This is a genomic window from Litchfieldella anticariensis FP35 = DSM 16096 (assembly GCF_000409775.1).
GTDB classification, from domain to species: Bacteria; Pseudomonadota; Gammaproteobacteria; order Pseudomonadales; family Halomonadaceae; genus Litchfieldella; species Litchfieldella anticariensis.
Genome location: NZ_KE332377.1, coordinates 655,272 through 675,299, shown reverse-complemented (window position 1 = coordinate 675,299; position 20,028 = coordinate 655,272). Strand labels below are relative to the sequence as shown.

Below are 20,028 nucleotides of genomic sequence, written 5' to 3'. Positions count from 1 at the left end.
CAGTTTATTCCTTGGAAATGCCAAATAGCCGATAGGCGTTGGCCGTGCTTTGCGCGGCCACGTTATCGAACGACTGGTCACGTAGCGCGGCGACGACCTCACAAACCTTGACCACCCTAGCCGGCTCGTTACGCATTCCCAGATAACCCGCCATGGGCATGTCCGGGCTATCGGTCTCGAGTACATAACCATCTTCCGGCAGGCTAGCCACGGCTCTCCGCAATCGCTGGGCCCGCTCGTGCGTCACCGCCCCACCTAGCCCTACGACGAAGCCCAAGTCAATGAAGCGCTTAGCCTGCTCCTCACTACCCGCGAAGGCATGAATCAATCCTCCGGCGGGAAGATCGAGCTGGCGTAAGCGCTTGGCAACTGGATCATTGGCTCGCACACAGTGAATGACCACAGGTAATCGTCGTGATTTGGCCAATCGCAACTGAGCATCGAAGAGTGCCCACTGGGCATCGAGCGTTTCGGTGAAGCGAGCATCGATACCGCACTCGCCAACCGCCACCACCTCGGGGTGTGCGTCAATAGCATGTGGCAGCGCCTCGACATCATCATCTACGTGCTCAGCAATGAAATAGGGATGCAGGCCTAGGCAGACGCTGATATCGGCTCGCTCCCCCAACGCCAGCACCGCCGACCAGCGTGATCGTGTGGTCCCTGGCACCACGAAGTGCTCGACACCCACCGCCCTTGCCCGTTCGAACATCGCCTCTCGGTCGGCGTCGAAGTCAGGGAAATCCAAATGGCAATGGGCGTCGATGAGCATAAGGCAGCCGTAAGTTTGGAGCTGTAAGCTGTAAGCACTTCGCAGCCCCCTTAAGCTTTAACAACTTAAAGCTTACGGCTTACAGCTTATGGCTGTGTTTAATGCTCCCTGGTCGCGGCGAAACGTACGCCGGGCCAGCGTTCCTGGGTCATCTGCAGGTTGACACGTGTCGGGGCGATATAGGTTAGGTAACCGCCGCCATCGAGCGCCAGGTTGGTACTGGCCTTGCGCTTGAACTCGTCGAGCATCTTGGCATCGTCGCAATAGATCCAGCGTGCGGTATGGACGTTCACCGCTTCATAGATACAGTCCACCTTGTATTCCTCCTTGAGGCGGTGAGCTACCACATCGAACTGCAGGCTACCCACGGCACCAAGGATCAGGTCGTTGTTATCCAACGGCATGAAGACCTGCGTCGCCCCCTCCTCGGAAAGCTGTTGCAACCCCTTCTGAAGTGCCTTCATCTTCAGCGGATCCTTCAGCCTCACGCGTTTGAACAACTCAGGAGCAAAGTGAGGAATACCGGTGAAACGCATGTCCTCGCCCATGGTGAAAGTATCACCGATCTGGATGGTGCCATGGTTGTGCAAACCGATGATGTCGCCAGGCCAGGCTTCTTCGACATGGGCACGATCGGAAGCCATGAAGGTCAAGGCGTCGGCAATCTTGATGTCCTTCTTGATGCGCACATGACGCATCTTCATGTTTTTCTCGTACTTTCCCGAGCAAACACGCAGGAATGCCACCCGATCACGATGATTGGGGTCCATGTTGGCCTGAATCTTGAAAACGAACCCGCTGAAGCGTTCGTCATTGGCCTCGACTTCCCGGGTATTGGTCTCACGCGGTTGAGGAACCGGAGCATACTCGACGAAACCATCAAGCATCTCGCGCACACCGAAGTTGCCCATTGCCGTGCCGAAATAGACAGGTGTCAACTCACCGCGACGGTAGGCTTCGAGGTCGAACTCATGGGAAGCGCCACGCACCAGCTCGACTTCCATGCGTAGCTCTTCGGCCTGGTCGGCACCGAGGATCTCATCCACTTCGGGACTGTCGAGCCCTTCGATGCGTTTGTCGTCGGGAATCCGATTCCCCTGCCCTTGGGTGTAAAGGTGAATGACATCGTTATAGAGATGGTAGACACCCTTGAAATGACGCCCCATACCGATCGGCCACGTCATCGGGGCACATTGGATATTGAGCACGGTCTCGATCTCGTCCATCACCTCGATGGGGTCACGGATATCGCGATCCAACTTGTTGACAAAGGTCAGGATGGGAGTCGTACGCAGACGGCAAACCTCCATCAGCTTGATGGTACGCGCCTCAACCCCCTTGGCCGCATCGATGACCATTAGCGCCGAATCCACCGCTGTGAGGGTGCGATAGGTATCCTCGGAAAAGTCCTCGTGGCCCGGGGTATCGAGGAGGTTGACGATGCGGCCGTTATAGGGAAACTGCATTACCGAAGTAGTGACCGAGATACCGCGCTCCTGCTCCATCTTCATCCAGTCGGAAGTGGCGTGACGCTCAGCGCGCTTGCTCTTGACCGAGCCTGCCAACTGGATGGCATTGCCGAACAGCAGCATTTTCTCGGTAATAGTGGTCTTGCCCGCATCGGGGTGGCTAATTATTGCAAAGGTTCTGCGCAGCCCGACTTCCCGGGCCAATGGCGACTCTGACATGTAGGGTGTTCACGACGTCTGCAGTGTCCAGCAAAGGTGCAAGCACCTTCTGGCCACGAATGGATTGAAGTGGCTGCAATTCTACGGCCTTGAGCGGACATCGTGTAGGTCTATCGTACAGAAAGGCTGGTTCAGCGCTCGCGCCGATAGAGAACGCCGTCCTTCTCCAGCTCCACGACATAGGCGAAGGACTCCATGACGCCATTCAGATCACCCGGCTCGCCCTGGCTTCCGTCCAACATGGACTCAGGAATCACCTTTACACCGGTTCCCGTCACATACTGAATGCGCGCAGGATAATGCGTACCATCATGATCGATCACGATATGCTCTCCCCCCAGACTGCGTCTCAGCTTCTCGAAGAACACCGCATCGTTTACCGTTTCCGTACGCATGGTCGCTCTCCGTTCTTCATCAATGGATATATCGAGTCTAGGTCTGGCACCCACCACCGGCAACCGGAGGCCTGCGAGGCTAAGCAAGAAACACGCTATCGGGTATCATGACGTACGACAGTTTGTGGAGTGATCATGCAACCAGCCCTGCCCTTGCCATTGTCGACGCCAAACCGCAACCTGGTGCGCTTGACAATCGTGCGCGGCATTACTTGGACCGGCTTCCTCGCCGCCATCATCTTCGGCATCGAAGTCCTCGGTTTCCAGCTTCGCGTGCTGCCGGTGATCAGTGTGATCATTGCCATGGGACTGCTCAACGTGGCCACTTGGTGGCGCCTGGGCCGTCCTCGTGCAGTGACGGATACCGAATATCTTTTGCACCTGCTAACCGATATTGCCGGGCTCACGTTGCTGTTCTACTACACTGGCGGTTCCACCAATCCCTTCATCACCTATTACCTGGTACCGGTAACCATCGCCGCCGCTACCCTGCCTTGGCTGTATGCCTGGATCATCGCCAGTGCCGCGATGGCCGGATACACCTTTCTGATGCTGCTCTATGAGCCGGTGCCACAACTCAGCCAAGGTACGCTCATCGGCTCCATCAATCTGCATGTATTGGGGATGTGGCTAAACTTTGGTCTGTCGGCGGGATTGGTGACATTCTTCATCTACAAGATGGCACATGCCCTGCGCCGCCGTGACCAGACCCTGTCCCGGACTCGCGAAACCGCCTTGCGCAACGAACAGGTATTGGCGGTCGCCACCCAGGCCGCCGGAACTGCTCATGAATTGGGCACGCCACTATCCACCATGGCGGTATTGCTTCAGGAAATGCGTCAGGATGCACCGGAGCACTCTCCGTTGCGCGAGGATATCGATCTCTTGCGTACCCAGGTCGATACTTGCAAGTCGCGCCTACAGCACCTGGTGGCCAATGCCGATCGGCGGCGCTTGGCAGAACCCGAAATCAAATCAGCCAAAACCTGGCTCAGCGAAGTGATCCAGCGCTGGCTGGTGCTGCGCCCGGATGTCAGCCATCGCCTGGAGATTGCTGAACGACGGGGCCTCCCTCGCCTCGCTGTGGACGCCACCCTGGATCAAGCGTTGATGAATCTGCTCAACAATGCCGCCGACGCCAACCCGGAAAATATCGTCATCAACCTGGACTGGGATACCGACCAGGTCATCATCGATATTCGCGATCACGGGCCAGGCGTGGCAATGTCGATCGCCGACCAACTCGGCGACACTTTCGTTTCTACTAAAAGCAAAGGTATGGGAATCGGACTGTTCCTGACCCATGCCACCATCAATCGTTTCGGCGGTGGCGTGAGCCTCTACAACCACGAGGAAGGGGGAACCCTGACCGAAGTGAAACTGCCACGACACGATACCAGTCGGAGTTAAAAAGGGGGAACACCATGCAAGACAGCCAACACCTGCTGATCGTCGATGACGACGAAATGTTCTGCCATGTCATGCAGCGTGCCATGGTGCGTCGCGGATTCGAGGTCATGGTCGCCGTCGATGCCGAAGAAGCCCTGACGCTGGCCCGTCAGACCCCTCCTGATATCGCGACTCTCGACCTCAAGCTCGAGCATAGTTCAGGGCTCAAGCTGCTACCCGAGTTGTTAGCCATCGCACCTGACTGTCGAGTCGTGGTACTGACCGGATATTCAAGCATTGCCACTGCCGTGGAAGCCATCAAGCTTGGTGCAGTCAACTACCTGTGCAAACCCGCCGATGCCGACGAGATACTTGCCGCACTCGACCGGGAGACCGGCGACCCCGATACCGAAGTCGCCGACAACCCACCATCAATCAACCGTGTAACCTGGGAACACATCCAGAAAGTACTTCAGGAGCACGACGGCAATATCTCCGCCACCGCACGTGCGTTGGGCATGCATCGCCGCACCTTGCAACGCAAACTGCAGAAGCGGCCGGTGCGACGCTGAAGGAAGAAGGAAGAGCAGTATGAGGGAGTCGATGTACTAGCGCACAAAGGGTTTTTCTTCCCTCTTCAGGGCACGAAGTGCCGTCTTCCTACTTCAAGCTGCACAGCAGCGTTCTTCCGTCTTCGAGCCGCGTAGCGACGATCTTGTTATTGGGCTGTCCATCCCAGATCGATATTCCAACTCGCCCCGGTCACCGCTCCGGCCGCGTCAGAAGCCAGATAGGCAGCCAGTGACGCAACTTCGGAGGGGTCGATCAGGCGCTTGATGGCAGCATTCTTGAGCATGATCTGCTCTATCACATCCTGCTCTTTCATGCCGTGCATGCGTGCCTGATCGGCTATCTGGTTGTCAACCAGCGGAGTTTTTACATAGGCCGGGCAAATCGCATTGGCAGTGATGCCATGGGCACCACCCTCGAGCGCGGCGGTCTTGGTCAGTCCGATCATGCCGTGCTTGGCACTGATGTAAGCGGCCTTTCCCGGAGAGGCCACCTGAGCATGCACCGACGCGATATTGACGATGCGCCCCCACCCGGCCTTACGCATATGCGGCCACGCCGCTTGTGTCAGCAAGAAGGGGGCGGTAAGCATTAGATCCAGGATCTGACGCCACTTGGATTCCGGGAATTCCTCGATATTTGCCACGTGCTGGATGCCAGCATTGTTGATCAAAATATCGAGGTGGCCGAAACGCTTGATCGCCTCACCAACCGCAGCCCGACAGGCATCGGCCTCGGTCAAGTCGGCTTGGAAGAAAGCGGCCCCGGCGGCATCCGCCTTTGCCTCGCCGTCCGGATTGAAATCCACCGCCAGCACCTGATGTCCCTGCTGGCAGAAATGCTTGACGACAGCCTCGCCGATACCGCTGGTGGTTCCTGTCACCAAGGCCACGCGTGGCGTGGCCGACTGAGAAGAGGGGCTCATCGTTCACTCCTGAAGATCATCGCTGGGGAAAACGGCCACCTTCAGCATAAGCCGGGGGGTAAGGCCAACGCTACCGAGCGAACGGTTTCTCATCATGCGAGTTGTCAACGGAAGGCGTCATGACACGCTCCAATAATTGCTGAGCCAATCGATTAGCCTCCTGCAACGTATCGAGATCACGCAAATCGTCAAGCAGCGGACATCGCCATAGCCATTCCCGCTCATCCAAACGCTCGGCCCAGAATGGGTAACGACCACCGGGCAGATTGACCACGCAGCGCTCACCTTCGACAGGCATCGTCTCGCCCTCGGGAGGTACGATCGCCAGCGACAGCGCCAAGGGAGTCAGCAGCGCTCCAATCAACGCACTTTTCTCGCCATGCGCTTCAGCCAACGGCTGAAAACACAGGGCATCTACGCTCAGGTGCGGATTGCGCTTTGAAGACGCCTTGATGGTGCGAGCGTGACGGTGCTGATAACAATGCGCAAGACGTTGCAAGCGCGCATATTGTTCGACGCTGAGCGCCTGCATGAAAGCGTCTCCACCTGACCATCGAGTCACCCAGTATAATGGATCGATCCACTATGGGCAGATACTGTTAGACTGGGAATCAGTTCTACATGCCAAATATTACCGCAAGGAGTACTCATGCCACTTGCCAAGCGCCTCGAGGAGGCCGTCGATATCGCCCACCAGGCAGGGCGAACCATTCGCGAAGCTCGAGCCGCTCAAGATTTCCAGCAAAGCTACAAGAAAGGCACCGAACTGGTGACCGATACCGATGTAGCCGTGGATACCCTGATTGCCGAGGCCCTCGAACGGCAGTTCCCCAACGAACCGCGCCTGACCGAAGAACTGAATCCGGATCGAGACAATCTCGATCTCAATGACACCTTGTGGGTGGTGGACCCCATCGATGGCACCGTCAACTTCGCACACGGGCTGCGGCATGTGGCAGTTTCCATCGCCTGGGTGAAAGACGGCCGCACCGAACTCGGTGTCGTGTATGCGCCCTTCCTCGACGAAACGTATACTGCCATACGCGGTGCAGGTGCCTATTGTAATGGTGAGCGTATTCGTACGAGCCGCACCACTACCCTCGCTCGCAGCCTCGTCGCCACTGGATTCCCTTACAATCGCGATAGTCGCGCCCCTTTGTTGCGACGCTTGACCGCCGTATTGATGCAGTGCCAGGACATTCGACGCAACGGTGCCGCTGCCCTGGATCTTTGCGACGTCGCCTGCGGCCGACTGGATGCTTACTACGAGAGTGTGTCACCTTGGGACTTTGCCGCTGGGCTTTTGATAGCGCGCGAAGCTGGCGCCCGTACGGGCCATCTCTACCCTTGTCCTTCCGGTATCCCGGAAGATCTGTACGGCGAAAACATCATCGTCAGCGCCCCCGATATCCACGGCGAACTCAGCAAGTTACTGAAGCGTGCCGACGAGGACCGGCCATAGCGGTGCACAATGGCAGGTTTAGCTAGCGCCTATTGGCAAATGGGCAGGCGCTAGGGAACAATGGCGCCCAACGCTTACTCATTTCAGACATTCATCATTTTGCTTTGCGAAGCAAAGGAGAACGCTACACATGTTCGTCGTGATCTTCGGTCGTCCTGGTTGCCCCTTCTGTGTCCGCGCCAAGGAACTTGCCGACAAGCTAAGCGATATCGGTGCCATCTCTGGCTATCGCTATGTCGATATCCACGAGGAGGGTATCACCAAGGCCGACATGGAGAAGACCATCGGCAAGCCGGTGGAGACCGTTCCGCAGATTTTCATTGACCAAAACCACATCGGCGGCTTCACTGAGTTCGACCGTTACGTGCATGACAATGAATTGATGCCGGAAGGGGCTACCCAGTAAGGTTCCTTGTCAACATATAACGATGCCGCCCCCTTGGGCGGCATCGTCATTCCTACCTCCTGATCTTCGTCAACAAAGTGCGCAATACCCCTGTCGCCCCACCCTCGAACTGCTTAAAGTGATGACAATGCCTTCAGATACGAGGGAGCGCTTGGTCCATGGGAGCCTATCGGGATAGCACGGAGAAGAACATGTCGCCTCACCATCATCACCACGCCATCGGTGAACGACATCGTCAACTGATCGAATCTACCCGTGGGCTGGCGCCGATTCGGACGGCGGTCGTGCATCCCTGTGACGCAGCCTCCCTGGGTGGCGCCTTGGCGGCCTGGCGCGAGGGATTGATCGAACCCGTTCTGGTTGGTCCACGCCTACGTATCGAGTCTGCCGCACAAGTATTGGGCAGTTCCCTGGACGGTATCGAACTCGTCGATACGCCGCACAGTCACGCTTCCGCCGATACCGCCGTGAGCCTGGCCGGCAGTAGCGACGTCGAGGCCTTGATGAAGGGAGCCCTGCATACCGACGAGTTAATGGGAGCGGTATTGTCGCGTCAAGCGGGGCTGCGCACTGAGCGCCAGATGAGTCATGTCTACGCGCTCGACGTGCCCAGTTACCCCCTTCCCCTGCTGATTACCGATGCTGCCCTGCATATCGCTCCCGATCTGGAAGCCAAACGTGACATTGTCCAGAACGCCATCGATCTCGCTTTGGCATTGGGGCTCGAACGCCCGCGTGTTGCCCTGTTGTCGGCGGTCGAAACCGTCAGGGCAAATATTCCCTCGACCCTGGATGCCGCTGCCTTGTGCAAGATGAGCGAGCGCGGCCAGATTCAAGGTGGTCGACTCGATGGCCCCCTGGCCATCGACAATGCCGTTTCCTGTGAAGCCGCGCGCCAGAAAGGCATCGTTTCCGAAGTCGCCGGCCAAGCGGACATTCTCATGGCCCCAGACCTCGAAGCCGCCAACATGATTGCCAAGCTATTGATCCACCTGGCTGGAGCCCAAGCAGCCGGGCTGGTCGTCGGTGCCCGAGTACCAATCATGTTGACCAGCCGCGCCGACGACATCGATGCGCGGCTGGCATCAGCAGCACTGGCCTTGCGTCTGGTGCATTTCCAGTCCCGCGATGAGTCACACTCATGAGTCTGCTGGTCCTCAACGGGGGCTCGTCGACACTCAAGTTCGCACTCTACCGCCAGCAACGTGAGCACTTGCGTGGACGTATCGAACGCATTGGGAGTCAGCCGCAACTGGTCATGGTGCAACCTTCGGACCTTGCTACCGACGACTTCCATTCCGAAGGGAGTGACCATGCCGCAGTGAGCGTGGCACTGCACGATTGGCTCGAAGCGAAGGATGAACTCGATGGACTCTCTGGTATCGCCCATCGTGTAGTGCATGGTGGACGCGATTTCGCCGATCCGGTACGACTCGATGAATCGACCCTTGGACGCCTCGAGGCTCTGGTGCCTCTGGCACCGCTCCACCAGCCCCAGGCACTGGCTATCGCACGCCACCTGCTGAGCCGCTATTCCGACGTTCCTCAGGTAGCATGCTTCGATACGGCTTTCCACCGCACCCAGCCCTGGGTAAACCAGTGGTTCGCTCTACCCCGCGCCCTGACCGAGGAAGGCATTTTGCGCTATGGATTCCATGGCTTGTCCTACGCCTATATTGCTCGTCGTTTGCGTGAACTGCTGGGTGATACGGTCGGAGACCGAGTGATCGTCGCTCACCTGGGACAGGGTTGCAGTCTCTGTGCCCTACACAATGGTAAAAGCCAAGCGACATCCATGGGGTTCACAGCCTTGGACGGCCTGATGATGGGGCGTCGTTGCGGCAGTCTGGATCCCGGCGTGATTCTCTACTTGATGCAGTACAAAGGCCTCGATGCCCCGGCGATCGAGCACCTACTCTACCATGATAGCGGCCTCTACGGGGTATCCGGCATATCCGATGACATGCGAGACCTGGAAGCTCGCGATCATCCCCATGCACGACAGGCCATCGCTCTCTTCATCCAGCGCCTGGTACGCGAAATCGGCGCCCTGGCGGCGCTCAACGGTGGTCTCGATGCCCTGGTATTCACTGCCGGCATCGGCGAGAACTCTTACCAAATTCGCGAGGCGGTATGTCGGCGCCTTGACTGGCTGGGCCTCCAACTGGACGAGTCGGCCAATCGCCGTCATGCCCAGCGCCTCGACCGTGGTACCGGTCCTTCGATATGGGTCATTCCCACCGACGAGGAAGCCGAAATCGCCATCGCCAGCCAAGCCTTGCTGAACGACATTCTCAACTAACGTCGCTCGGGCGTTGAAAGCCCTCTCAGGCCTTGTGCCTATACTTTCTGTTACCCCATCAGGGCGCGGCGAAAGAGGGCGTCACATGCAACGGCAAGAGTTTCTACAACAGCTCTGGCTCGACTACATCCATCAGCACCCGGAACTGGGGGCGCTACGCCTATGGCCCCTCGATAGCACGCCAGAATACCTGGCGTTGTTGACGCTCAACCATGGCTCGTTTGCAGCCGATACCTTGATTCCTCCTCTGCTGCACTTCGGTTATCGCGCCGTCGACCACTACGCCATGGCGGATCGTGGCTTGTTGGTGACGCTGCTGGCCGCCCCCGATGATGGCGCTTGGTTAGTGCTGGGGGAATTGCAACTCGGCACCTTGACACGGCAACCAAGGGATTACCTCGAGACCCTGGTCAGCCAAAGCCCTATCGAGGACCGCCAGGGACAGAACCTGCTGACACGTGGCCGCCCTTGGCCAATGCCCGACTGGGATGGTTACGAGCGGTTGCGAAAGGCTCATCCTCTGGCAGCCTGGCTGTCAATCATGGGCCCCAGAATGCATCATGTTGGATTCGACTGTGAGCGACTGGGCACCGACTTGGTGAGTCTCGACCAGCAGATACAACAAGCCGGCCTGACTGGCAGTGCCGACCGTCATCACGGCGTATTCCCTGTTTCCCCACTGCTCAATTACCGCTTTTACCCGACCTGTTCACAGCGCCTGCCGTTTGCTGGCGGCGACGAACATCGCATTTCCCTGGGTGGCTTGGCCTTGGTACAGAAATGCCTCCCGAGCAATCTGGAACGCTCGGCGGAATTGTTATTGCCGCAGCATACACGCTGCGAAATCGTTTAGGCTTTGACTTTCCAGATAACGCCCAATGGCTTATCTGGCAAGTTCTGTCACCGGGTATCCTCATATTCATATCTGGCTCGGGGAACGGAAGCGGGCTCGTTCCCAAAAGCCAGGGGTTCGAGCTCCAATTCCAGTTCATATTGCTGAGGTTCATAGCGTGGATCCAATTCGCTGATGTAGTGCGGCGTTTCCATGACCGGCACCGCGACGTAGGGCTCCTGTTCCAACTCGGGTTGCACTTTCCGCTGACCGTGCATGCGTATCAGCACGAAGATCGCCAGGATCATGGCCACGCTGCCTAGAAACAGCCACAGCCCATCGGGTCCAGCCGCTTGCATCACCAACGATGCGCTAAAGGGGCCAATGATGGAGCCGATGCCATACCAGATCATCAGTTTGGCGTTGGCCGCCACAATCTCTCCAGGTTCCAACCAATCATTGGTATGTGCCAGGCTGAGAGAATACAAGGTGTGCAACATGGCCGTATGAAAGCACGCCACCACCAACAGCATCAGAAAATTGATGCGTGCTGCCACCGAAATGAAGGCTCCGGCGATGGCCATGACCACTGCCATGCACAGAATCACCTTACGCCGATCGAAGCGGTCAGATACACGTCCCAATGTCCACTGCGCCACCAACGCCACCAACGTTGTCACCGCCATGAATTGAGCAGTCTGTGAGGTGCTCAAGCCGATCTCCTGGCCATAAAAGGGCGTCATGGCAAAGAACGCCTGCACCATCAAACCGGCCACAAAGGCCCCTATCAAGCCGATCGGGACGCGGTGGTACAGAGCACGTAATTTGATCTTCTGAGGCTGTACCTCCCCGGCACGACTCGGTCCATGAATTCGATGGATGGAAAGTGGTACCAGTGACAAGGCGAACAGCATGCCGGCCACTGAGAACAACACCGAGGTCGACGGGTCCGCGATATTCAAGAGCCACTGACCTCCGGCCAGCGAGGTGGTCGAGATCACCATATACCAGCCCAGTACCCGACCACGATTCTCATTGGTCGATTCGCCCGAGACCCAGGACTCCATGACCATCAGCAACCCTGCCGTGGCCAACCCACCAAACAACCTCCATGCCAACCAGGCCCAAGGATTCACCCAGAGACCATGCAACATCGCCGTAACGGCCAGTAAGGCGGCACAGGCCGCGAAAACGCGGATATGCCCGACCGCTCGAATTCGCTTCTCGAGCCAGTAACTACCTACCACGAAACCCAATGAGAAACTCGACATCAACAAACCCGCCATCTGGGAGGGAAACCCCTCCAGCGACATGCGGACGCCAAGCAAGGTCATGATCAACCCATGACCGAGCAGGAAACAGATCTCACACAGGAAAAGGATCGGCAAGGTAGCCGGCAGACTACGCACTAGTACCTCCATCCCTGCCCTGACGGGCGAGGTGCATCGAACTTTGTGACCCAACACATCCCGTTCCGACCCGAAACGATCACGGTCAAACTGAATCAAAGGAAGTGTCGCGTATTCTAGTCGGTCAGCAAAATTTGCGTCGCCAAGTCGGCTCGAGGTTATTCACAAATTCTGTGGATAACGTTGTGCAAAGCCGCTGTACAGTGACACCTATCCGCGACATTACTAGGAGTCGTTACACAATGATCAGTTTTTCGACACCGGTGTCGTCGCTTAGCATTTAGTATTAAATGCAACGACTTGTGCACCGCAGCAGCTTTGCATCACCATCAAAGACTGGCAGGCTATACGTAACGCCATACATTCCATACAAGAACATGGAGGGGAGCTAATGACCATGCCGCTATGGCAGCCGACCCAGGCCGCCATCGATGCCACGCAGATGGCCGCTCTCATGCAGCGCATCAATCGAGAGGAGTCGGTGACTCTTCGTGACTATACCGATCTGCATGGTTGGAGTGTCGAGAATCTGGAAGCATTTTGGTCATTGCTATGGGACGAGGTCGATATCATTGCCGACACCAAGGGCGACACTGTTCTCGAGCATCCCGACGCCATGCCTGGCGCGCGCTGGTTCCCCGAGGCCCGGCTCAATTTCGCTGCCAACCTGCTCAAGCGTCGTGACGACCACCCTGCTCTGGTGGTACGGGATGAGCGTCAGCGGCGTAAACAGATCAGCTACAAGGAACTATACGAACAGGTCGCCAAGCTGGCGCATGCTCTGCAACAAAGCGGCGTAACAGCCGGTGACCGGGTCGCCGGTTTCGTGCCCAACAGCGAGCATGCGGTGATCGGCATGCTCGCCAGTGCCAGCATTGGTGCCGTATGGTCATCATGCTCACCGGATTTTGGCTTCCACGGCGTGCTCGATCGTTTTGGCCAGATCCAGCCCAAAGTGTTGATCGCTACTGACGGCTATACCTGGAACGGTAAGCCGATCGATACTCGCGAGCGGGTAGTACAAATCAGCGAGGCTATCGACTCACTCAACCAGGTGGTGGTCTTTCCCTTCCTCAAAGAGGAACCCGATACACGCGGCATCGACAAGGCCGTGACGTGGGAGGACTATCTCAACAACCCAGCCTCGGAGATATTCTTCGAGTCCCAGCCCTTCGATCATCCGCTGTACATTCTTTACTCGTCCGGCACCACCGGTGTGCCCAAGTGCATCATTCACTCCGCCGGTGGCACGCTGCTGCAACACCTCAAGGAACTGCGCCTGCATACCGACCTCAATGAACGGGACGTGCTGTTCTACTACACCACTTGTGGCTGGATGATGTGGAACTGGCTGGTCTCTGGACTGGCTTGTGGCGCCACTCTAGTGCTGTACGATGGCTCACCCTTCTCCCCCGGCCCCGAAGTGCTGTGGGAAATGGCTGAGCGTGAAGGGATCACGGTATTCGGCACCAGCGCCAAGTATATCGCCGCCTGCGAGAAAGAAGACCTGACGCCGGGCAAACGCTTCAATCTATCGCCGCTACGGGCCGTACTGTCCACTGGCTCGGCACTTGCCCATGAGTCGTTCGACTACGTATATCGCGAGATCAAGAGCGACCTTCTGCTGGCCTCGATCTCGGGTGGGACCGACATCGTGTCCTGCTTCGCCTTGGGCTGCCCTATCCGGCCGGTCTATCGTGGGCAACTGCAGTGTCGTGGCCTAGGCATGGCGGTAGACGTTTTCGACGCCGAGGGACAGCCGCTGCGTGAAGAAAAAGGCGAGTTGGTCTGTACCCGCCCCTTCCCATCGATGCCGATCGGATTCTGGAACGACCCTGAAGGCAAACGCTATCACGATGCCTACTTCGCTACCTTTCCCGGCATCTGGGCACACGGCGATTATGCCGAAATCACCCCGGAAGACGGTCTGATCATCCATGGACGCTCGGATGCCGTGCTCAATCCAGGTGGCGTGCGTATCGGCACGGCCGAGATCTATCGCCAAGTGGAGAAAGTCGAAGCCGTCATGGAGTCACTATGCATCGGTCAGGAGTGGAATGACGACATCCGTGTGGTGCTGTTCGTACGCCTCAAGGAAGGTTTGACCCTCGACGATGCCATGCGTGACGAGATAAGGCGTACTATTCGGGCCAATACCACCCCCCGTCACGTTCCAGCCAAGATTCTTCAGGTCAGCGATATCCCGCGCACTCTGTCGGGCAAGATCGTCGAACTCGCCGTACGCAACGTCGTCCATGGACGTCCTGTCAAGAACCTCGACGCCCTGGCCAACCCCGAGGCACTGGAACTCTACGAGGACCTTCCCGAGTTGCAGAGCTGAATCGTTGCCCAGCTGCTGACTCCAGTGGCTGGGCAGTGATCGATACTTCCAGTAACATTAGTGACCAGTCATCGAGGGCGTGTCATTGAAGGAGAATGCATGTCGACCCTTAAAGGGCTCGTCAGCCTGGTGTTACTGATCGCCGTCACCTTGTTCTGGGCTGTTCCACTGTTCGCCCTCACCTTGCTCAAACTGGTCACACCGACGCGTGTTCTGCGTCGATGTGTGCTCCGAGGGCTCAACCATGTGGCGCTGAATTGGATCGGTACCAATCTTTGGTGGATGCGTCGCTGGCTCAAGCCTGAACTGACGGTCCATCTCCCCGCCGGGCTGTCGCCGCAGCAATGGTGGCTGGTGATCTCCAATCACCGTAGTTGGACCGATATCTTCATGCTGCAGATGGCTCTGCACCGTCGGATTCCCATGCCTCGCTTCTTCCTAAAACGCGAGCTGATCTGGGTTCCTATCGTTGGCTTGGCATGGTGGGCTTTGGAGTTCCCTTTCATGCGACGCTACAAACGCGATCAGTTGGAGAAGAATCCCGATCTGGCACAGGTCGATCGCGAGGCAACCGAGCGTATGTGCCAGCGTGCCAGGGAAATGCCGATCGCCATCTACAACTTTGTCGAAGGCACGCGGTTCACCCCTGCCAAGCGCGATGCCCAGCAAAGCCCTTTTCGCCACCTGCTACGCCCCAAGGCCGGCGGGACCGCTCAGGTCATCAGCCTGATGGGAGAACGCTTGAGTGGCATTCTCGACGTAACGCTTCGCTATGCCAGCCCTAACCCCACTTTCTGGGGATTTCTCTGTGGTCGCGAAGGGCCCATCCACCTGCATGCCAGGCGCTTGGACGTTCCGAGCTGGATGCTGCAAGGCGACTATCATCAGGACCCGCACTATAAGGAACGCTTCCATTCATGGCTCAATGGCCTGTGGTACGAAAAGGATGGCGCACTCGACTCGCCGGTTTGATGTTGCTGTTGTTGCTGGCCGGATGTGCCGCCAGCCCTTCGGGAACCCAACGCCTCCAGACGATCGCTGGCGATTGGGTCACCATCCAGCGTGGCGACACCTTGGGGCGCATTGCCGCACGCGCCAATGTGCCTCTGGTTCGCCTCCAGCGCTTCAACCCTGGTGTCGATGCCCGCCGCCTGGCTGTTGGCCAGCGCATCCTCGTACCTTCCACACATGAGCGAGCGCCATCAGGCGGCCCTTATCGCTATCAGATCCGTCCCGGCGACACCTATTCGAGCATCGCCCGCCGCTTTGGCACCACGCCTGGACGTGTTCAAGCAGCCAATCGCCAGCTCAACCCCACCCAACTGAAAGTTGGGCAACTGATCCAGGTCCCTCTCAACGGCAGCAGTCGAGTAGTGGCCAATGCAAGCAACAGCCGCAGTGGCGGCAGCAGTCAACACGCCCCCTCTCGCCCGGCCCCCGCTCCACTACCTGACAAGGTACGTGGCTGGCCATGGCCATTGGATGACTATCGTGTAGTCCGCCAATTCGGTACCGACTCCCGTGGCACCCTGCAACCCATGTTGCTGGCCACCAGCAGTGGTCAGCAAGCCAAGGCCGTCGCCGATGGCGAGGTACGCTTTGCCAGTAGCATGCGACAACTCGGAAAGGTCGTCATCGTGCACCATGCCGACAATCTGCAAAGTGTCTACGCTCTGTGTGACCGTCTGTCCGTTGCCAACGGCGATGGTGTCAAACGCGGCACCCCGTTGTGCGAGGTGGGCTACAGCAACGCCAGCGAACGCTATGACTTGCTGTTCGACCTGCGTCACGGGGGAAAGCCCATCGATCCACGCCAGGTATTGCGTTAGAGATCTTCCGTCCCTGTCATCATTCGGTCATCGCGGTGTCCAGAACCTGTCATCGAGGATCGCGACACTGTCACAAAAAGATGATGACGAGAACACCGCATGCGTATTTGCCTGGTCAGCGAGACATGGGCGCCAGAAATCAATGGCGTCGCCCATACCCTCGGCCATCTCAGCCAAGAATTGCAACGACAAGGAATTCAGCTGCAACTGATCCGCCCCCGACCCAAGGATGGCTCTACATTCGAGGCTGCGGAAGTCGAGTTACAGGTCAAGGGGTTTCGAGTACCTGGCTATTCCGATGTGCAGCTAGGTTTCCCAGCGGGGCGAGCGATCAACCGCTTGTGGCGAAGCCAGCGCCCCAATGCCGTCTATATCGCAACCGAGGGCCCACTGGGATTCTCTGCTCTACGCGTAGCCCGACGCCTCGGTATCCCAGTCGTCAGCGGTTTTCACACCAACTTCGATCATTACGCCGGTGATTACGGCATGCGATGGCTCAAGGTGCCAGTGCAGGCAACGCTACGACGCTTTCACAACCGTACTCAGGCCACACTGGTCCCCACCTCCACACAGGCAGACGCCCTTCGGACGCAGGGATTCGACAATGTCCACGTCATGGGGCGCGGCATCGATAGCCATCATTTCACTCCTGACAAGCGTGACCCGACATTACGCCAGCAATGGGGGGTCGGCGAGCACCAGCCAGTCGCACTTTACGTTGGCCGACTTGCCAGCGAGAAGAATCTCGACCTATTGGTCGATACCCTGCAAGCCATGCAGGAGGCACAACCCGACCTGGCCACGGTGCTAGTGGGCGACGGCCCCCTTCGGGCCTCTCTGCAACGGCGCCTCCCCGAAGCAATCTTCACCGGCTTCATCGACCACGATGCCTTGGCTCGCCATTATGCTAGCGCCGAGGTGTTCATTTTCCCTTCACTCTCCGAAACCTACGGTAATGTCGTTGCAGAGGCCATGGCCAGCGGACTGGGAATCGTCGCTTTCGACTATGCCGCTGCCAACGAGTGGATCGATAACGGTCAGCACGGAGTGACTGTTGCTTGTGGTGACACATCGGCTTTCATCACTGCGGCAGTTGAACTTTGCCAACACCCGGCGCGCTATGGGCGACTGGGGCGGGCAGCACGTACACGCATCGAATCATGCCGCTGGGAACATATCGCCAGCACCTTCCTCGCCATTCTCAACAATGTACGGGAGCCCATCGATGACGCCTCGCACCCCTGCCGTCTTTGAACGCTTGGACCTGCTCGAATGGCAGCTCTGTCAACGTCTGGCTAGCTTCAGTGTCTATCGCCCCTGGCTCGCCACCTTGCGCCTGGCCAGCCGCCTGGGTGACTGGCCAGCATGGGTCGTCTTGATCGGCGCTCAGCCGCTACTGCACGAACGCATGGGATGGCGGTGGTTCTTTCAATTCGTGCTGACGGCTTTGCTGGCCATTCTGGTCTATCGCCTACTCAAGACTCGCCTATGCCGTGAACGTCCCTTCATCACCTTCCGCTCGATCCCCTGCACCATGCCAGCCCGGGACCGCTATAGCTTCCCCAGCGGGCATACCATGCACGCGGTCATGTTCTGTTGCTTGTGCGCCGCCACCCAACCCGAACTGTTGTTCATTGTGGCGCCGCTCAGCCTGCTGATAGCGGCGTCGAGGGTAGGCCTGGGCCTGCACTATGTCAGTGACGTTCTCGGTGGAGCCTTGATCGGCACCGCCTTTGCCTTGCTCAGCCTAAGACTCATGCCAACCCATTGGTGAGCTGACAAGGACAATCCGATGCTGGCAATCTATCGTCATGCACTATCATGACGATGCTCACGGCTGGCAGAAATTACTCGAAAGCCCCCCGATATGGCGCTTCCTGGGAGTTCTTGGCGACACCGCTGGCCATGAACTTCTACAGCGCCTTGATGCCCATCTGGATTGGCAACGACCAAACCTCCGACTTTACGGTCGCGACCATCCGATTCCTCGTCAGCAGGTCTGGATGGGAGATCCGAGCGCCCATTATCGCTACTCTGGCCAGATCTTTACTCCCACCCCATGGCATCCTGACGTCGAGGCGCTGTGCCAACGTCTCGAAGAACTGCTGGAAGCGCATGGCACGCCGACACGCTTCAATAGCGTATTGCTCAATCGCTATGCCAATGGTGAAGAGCGCATGGGCTGGCATAGCGACAATGAACCGGAATTGGGGCCATCCCCGGTAATCGCTGCTGTCAGTCTCGGCGCGGAACGCCCTTTGCGTATGCGTTGGCGCGATCGACACGCACCAGCCTTCAACTTGTGGCTGCCCCATGACAGCCTACTTCTCATGGGACCCGGGACTCAGCAGCAACTGCAACATGCCTTGCTCCCCAGACGCTTACCAGGCTTGCGGATCAGCCTGACTTTCCGATGGATTCATCCCATCATGGCATCAACCCGGTGAGTTGCATGAAAACCGCCTCTCATAGAGAGGCGGTTTTTCAAGCTCATACAGATAGGGTTGTCTTTTAAGATAACGGTATAAATCATCTAAAGGCTCTCAGCCACGGAAATAACCAGGAGCCACAAACGGCATCTTGGTGACGGTCATAGGTAGCCGCTTGCCACGCACTTCGGCAAACACTTGTGTATCGAGAGCAGCATGCTCTATCGCTACATATCCCATCGCCACCGGCTTTCCGACACTCGGACCGAAGCCACCCGAGGTAACGACACCGATTTTCTCGCCTGCTTCGCTATACAGTTCAGCGCCTTCCCGAACTGGCGCACGCCCCTCACCCAACAGCCCGACCCGCTTGCGTGTATGATCCTTGTTCTCGGCCTGCGGTAGAATGAGCTCGGTACCGGGGAAACCACCCTCACGCTCACCACCATGACGACGAGGCTTGCCAATGGCCCAAATCAGCCCTGCCTCGACCGGGGTCGTGGTCGTGTCGATATCATGGCCGTACAGGCACAAACCCGCTTCGAGACGCAACGAATCACGCGCCCCCAATCCGATCGGCTCGACTTCCGATTCGGCTAGCAACCGCTTGGCCAAGGGCATGGTATCCTCAACGGCAACCGAGATCTCGAACCCATCTTCGCCAGTATAGCCGCTGCGGCTGATCCACACATCCATACCGCCGATGTGGAATCTTCCATGCTGCATGAACATCATCTCACAGGCAGCAGGACACAAACGCCGCATGACAGTTGCCGCGAGAGGTCCTTGCAAGGCCAGCAAACCGCGGTCCAGCACCTCTACCTCATAGCCGTCACCCAACCCCTTACGGAGGTGGGCGATATCCTGCTCCTTACAGGCAGCATTGACGACCAGATAGAGATGGTCCTCGGCCTTGACCACCATCAGATCGTCGAGAATGCCGCCTTCATCATTGGTGAATAGAGCATAGCGCTGCGACCCCACCGCCAACCCCACGATATCTGCTGGCACCAAGGCTTCCAGTGCCACCGCCGGATCCGCACCACGTACGATCACCTGCCCCATGTGGGAGACGTCGAACAGGCCACAGGCGGCACGAGTGTGTTCATGCTCCTTCTTGACCCCCAGTGCATACTGGACCGGCATCTCGTAACCGGCGAAGGGCACCATCTTGCCTTTCAGTTCGACATGCAGATCGTAAAGCGGTGTTCTATTGAGTTCGCTCATCGCTTGTGCTCTCACCCTCGGTTATATCGATAAGGGAGTCGGCGAGAGAAGC

At 57.9% G+C, this 20,028-nt stretch carries 20 protein-coding genes; 13 read left to right on the top strand and 7 right to left on the bottom strand.

Translation table 11 applies throughout. From position 1 onward, the window contains the following. Nucleotides 1-4 precede the first annotated feature (4 nt). The 3 genes from L861_RS03085 to L861_RS03075 all read right to left on the bottom strand — a co-directional run bounded on the left by L861_RS03085 (nucleotide 5) and on the right by L861_RS03075 (nucleotide 2,855). Complete coding sequence (locus L861_RS03085; protein WP_016415093.1) at nucleotides 5-772, bottom strand: TatD family hydrolase; 768 nt, start codon at nucleotides 770-772, stop codon at nucleotides 5-7. Nucleotides 773-870: 98 nt separating this feature from the next. Next, nucleotides 871-2,460, bottom strand: coding sequence for a peptide chain release factor 3 (locus tag L861_RS03080; protein ID WP_021029094.1), 1,590 nt, complete (start codon nucleotides 2,458-2,460; stop codon nucleotides 871-873). Between the two features lie 131 nt (nucleotides 2,461-2,591). Beyond that, on the bottom strand, nucleotides 2,592-2,855 hold the full coding sequence (locus tag L861_RS03075; RefSeq protein ID WP_016415091.1) for a hypothetical protein: 264 nt from the start codon (nucleotides 2,853-2,855) through the stop codon (nucleotides 2,592-2,594). Between the two features lie 135 nt (nucleotides 2,856-2,990). Between L861_RS03075 and L861_RS03070 the strand changes: the two genes are divergently transcribed. Then, nucleotides 2,991-4,265: an ATP-binding protein gene (locus L861_RS03070; RefSeq protein ID WP_016415090.1), complete on the top strand. Its 1,275-nt coding sequence runs from the start codon at nucleotides 2,991-2,993 to the stop codon at nucleotides 4,263-4,265. Nucleotides 4,266-4,279: 14 nt separating this feature from the next. Further along, complete coding sequence (locus tag L861_RS03065) at nucleotides 4,280-4,816, top strand: response regulator transcription factor (RefSeq protein ID WP_016415089.1); 537 nt, start codon at nucleotides 4,280-4,282, stop codon at nucleotides 4,814-4,816. A gap of 146 nt (nucleotides 4,817-4,962) precedes the next feature. Here L861_RS03065 and L861_RS03060 read toward each other — a convergent pair whose 3' ends face one another. After that, on the bottom strand, nucleotides 4,963-5,739 hold the full coding sequence (locus tag L861_RS03060; RefSeq protein WP_016415088.1) for a 3-hydroxybutyrate dehydrogenase: 777 nt from the start codon (nucleotides 5,737-5,739) through the stop codon (nucleotides 4,963-4,965). 70 nt (nucleotides 5,740-5,809) lie between these two features. Continuing rightward, nucleotides 5,810-6,271, bottom strand: coding sequence for a [NiFe]-hydrogenase assembly chaperone HybE (gene hybE / locus L861_RS03055; RefSeq protein WP_016415087.1), 462 nt, complete (start codon nucleotides 6,269-6,271; stop codon nucleotides 5,810-5,812). A gap of 117 nt (nucleotides 6,272-6,388) precedes the next feature. Between hybE and L861_RS03050 the strand changes: the two genes are divergently transcribed. The 5 genes from L861_RS03050 to L861_RS03030 all read left to right on the top strand — a co-directional run bounded on the left by L861_RS03050 (nucleotide 6,389) and on the right by L861_RS03030 (nucleotide 10,762). Next, nucleotides 6,389-7,201 (top strand): inositol monophosphatase family protein, encoded by an 813-nt coding sequence (locus L861_RS03050; protein ID WP_016415086.1) that lies wholly within the window; start codon nucleotides 6,389-6,391, stop codon nucleotides 7,199-7,201. A gap of 130 nt (nucleotides 7,202-7,331) precedes the next feature. Next, a complete protein-coding gene (locus L861_RS03045; protein WP_016415085.1) occupies nucleotides 7,332-7,607 on the top strand; it encodes a GrxA family glutaredoxin in 276 nt (91 codons plus the stop codon). Nucleotides 7,608-7,798: 191 nt separating this feature from the next. Further along, on the top strand, nucleotides 7,799-8,752 hold the full coding sequence (locus tag L861_RS03040; protein ID WP_035567726.1) for a bifunctional enoyl-CoA hydratase/phosphate acetyltransferase: 954 nt from the start codon (nucleotides 7,799-7,801) through the stop codon (nucleotides 8,750-8,752). Further along, nucleotides 8,749-9,909: an acetate/propionate family kinase gene (locus L861_RS03035; RefSeq protein ID WP_016415083.1), complete on the top strand. Its 1,161-nt coding sequence runs from the start codon at nucleotides 8,749-8,751 to the stop codon at nucleotides 9,907-9,909. Before L861_RS03040 ends, L861_RS03035 begins: the two co-directional genes overlap by 4 nt. An 85-nt stretch (nucleotides 9,910-9,994) precedes the next feature. Continuing rightward, on the top strand, nucleotides 9,995-10,762 hold the full coding sequence (locus L861_RS03030; RefSeq protein ID WP_016415082.1) for a VOC family protein: 768 nt from the start codon (nucleotides 9,995-9,997) through the stop codon (nucleotides 10,760-10,762). 47 nt (nucleotides 10,763-10,809) lie between these two features. Here L861_RS03030 and L861_RS03025 read toward each other — a convergent pair whose 3' ends face one another. After that, the gene (locus L861_RS03025) at nucleotides 10,810-12,150 is read right to left on the bottom strand and encodes an MFS transporter (RefSeq protein WP_016415081.1); all 1,341 of its coding nucleotides are present in this window, start codon (nucleotides 12,148-12,150) and stop codon (nucleotides 10,810-10,812) included. Nucleotides 12,151-12,541: 391 nt separating this feature from the next. On the opposite strand from L861_RS03025, the gene L861_RS03020 reads away from it, so the two are divergent. The 6 genes from L861_RS03020 to L861_RS02995 all read left to right on the top strand — a co-directional run bounded on the left by L861_RS03020 (nucleotide 12,542) and on the right by L861_RS02995 (nucleotide 18,767). Beyond that, nucleotides 12,542-14,491: an acetoacetate--CoA ligase gene (locus L861_RS03020; protein WP_016415080.1), complete on the top strand. Its 1,950-nt coding sequence runs from the start codon at nucleotides 12,542-12,544 to the stop codon at nucleotides 14,489-14,491. A 99-nt stretch (nucleotides 14,492-14,590) separates the two neighbouring features. Continuing rightward, nucleotides 14,591-15,463, top strand: a complete 873-nt coding sequence (yihG, locus tag L861_RS03015) for a 1-acylglycerol-3-phosphate O-acyltransferase, YihG family (RefSeq protein WP_016415079.1) — start codon at nucleotides 14,591-14,593, stop codon at nucleotides 15,461-15,463. After that, on the top strand, nucleotides 15,463-16,320 hold the full coding sequence (locus L861_RS03010; RefSeq protein ID WP_016415078.1) for a M23 family metallopeptidase: 858 nt from the start codon (nucleotides 15,463-15,465) through the stop codon (nucleotides 16,318-16,320). The genes yihG and L861_RS03010 overlap by 1 nt, the downstream gene beginning before the upstream one ends. A 99-nt stretch (nucleotides 16,321-16,419) precedes the next feature. Next, complete coding sequence (locus L861_RS03005; RefSeq protein WP_016415077.1) at nucleotides 16,420-17,574, top strand: glycosyltransferase family 4 protein; 1,155 nt, start codon at nucleotides 16,420-16,422, stop codon at nucleotides 17,572-17,574. Next, the gene (locus L861_RS03000; RefSeq protein ID WP_016415076.1) at nucleotides 17,546-18,094 is read left to right on the top strand and encodes a phosphatase PAP2 family protein; all 549 of its coding nucleotides are present in this window, start codon (nucleotides 17,546-17,548) and stop codon (nucleotides 18,092-18,094) included. The genes L861_RS03005 and L861_RS03000 overlap by 29 nt, the downstream gene beginning before the upstream one ends. Nucleotides 18,095-18,131: 37 nt before the next feature. Then, nucleotides 18,132-18,767: an alpha-ketoglutarate-dependent dioxygenase AlkB family protein gene (locus L861_RS02995; protein WP_016415075.1), complete on the top strand. Its 636-nt coding sequence runs from the start codon at nucleotides 18,132-18,134 to the stop codon at nucleotides 18,765-18,767. A 96-nt stretch (nucleotides 18,768-18,863) separates the two neighbouring features. On the opposite strand, the gene gcvT is transcribed toward L861_RS02995, so the two are convergent. Further along, entirely contained in the window at nucleotides 18,864-19,976 is a 1,113-nt protein-coding gene (gene gcvT / locus L861_RS02990) for a glycine cleavage system aminomethyltransferase GcvT (protein WP_016415074.1), read from the bottom strand. Between the last annotated feature and the right edge of the window lie 52 nt (nucleotides 19,977-20,028).

Coding starts and splice junctions, on each gene's coding strand:
- L861_RS03010 (WP_016415078.1), top strand. CDS start 15,463: ATGTTGCTGTTGTTGCTGGCCGGATGTGCCGCCAGCCCTTCGGGAACC.
- L861_RS03075 (WP_016415091.1), bottom strand. CDS start 2,855: ATGCGTACGGAAACGGTAAACGATGCGGTGTTCTTCGAGAAGCTGAGA.
- L861_RS03020 (WP_016415080.1), top strand. CDS start 12,542: ATGACCATGCCGCTATGGCAGCCGACCCAGGCCGCCATCGATGCCACG.
- L861_RS03050 (WP_016415086.1), top strand. CDS start 6,389: ATGCCACTTGCCAAGCGCCTCGAGGAGGCCGTCGATATCGCCCACCAG.
- L861_RS03065 (WP_016415089.1), top strand. CDS start 4,280: ATGCAAGACAGCCAACACCTGCTGATCGTCGATGACGACGAAATGTTC.
- hybE (WP_016415087.1), bottom strand. CDS start 6,271: ATGCAGGCGCTCAGCGTCGAACAATATGCGCGCTTGCAACGTCTTGCG.
- L861_RS03040 (WP_035567726.1), top strand. CDS start 7,799: ATGTCGCCTCACCATCATCACCACGCCATCGGTGAACGACATCGTCAA.
- L861_RS03070 (WP_016415090.1), top strand. CDS start 2,991: ATGCAACCAGCCCTGCCCTTGCCATTGTCGACGCCAAACCGCAACCTG.
- L861_RS03005 (WP_016415077.1), top strand. CDS start 16,420: ATGCGTATTTGCCTGGTCAGCGAGACATGGGCGCCAGAAATCAATGGC.
- L861_RS03030 (WP_016415082.1), top strand. CDS start 9,995: ATGCAACGGCAAGAGTTTCTACAACAGCTCTGGCTCGACTACATCCAT.
- L861_RS03080 (WP_021029094.1), bottom strand. CDS start 2,460: ATGTCAGAGTCGCCATTGGCCCGGGAAGTCGGGCTGCGCAGAACCTTT.
- L861_RS03060 (WP_016415088.1), bottom strand. CDS start 5,739: ATGAGCCCCTCTTCTCAGTCGGCCACGCCACGCGTGGCCTTGGTGACA.
- yihG (WP_016415079.1), top strand. CDS start 14,591: ATGTCGACCCTTAAAGGGCTCGTCAGCCTGGTGTTACTGATCGCCGTC.
- L861_RS03000 (WP_016415076.1), top strand. CDS start 17,546: ATGACGCCTCGCACCCCTGCCGTCTTTGAACGCTTGGACCTGCTCGAA.
- L861_RS02995 (WP_016415075.1), top strand. CDS start 18,132: ATGCACTATCATGACGATGCTCACGGCTGGCAGAAATTACTCGAAAGC.
- L861_RS03035 (WP_016415083.1), top strand. CDS start 8,749: ATGAGTCTGCTGGTCCTCAACGGGGGCTCGTCGACACTCAAGTTCGCA.
- L861_RS03085 (WP_016415093.1), bottom strand. CDS start 772: ATGCTCATCGACGCCCATTGCCATTTGGATTTCCCTGACTTCGACGCC.
- gcvT (WP_016415074.1), bottom strand. CDS start 19,976: ATGAGCGAACTCAATAGAACACCGCTTTACGATCTGCATGTCGAACTG.
- L861_RS03045 (WP_016415085.1), top strand. CDS start 7,332: ATGTTCGTCGTGATCTTCGGTCGTCCTGGTTGCCCCTTCTGTGTCCGC.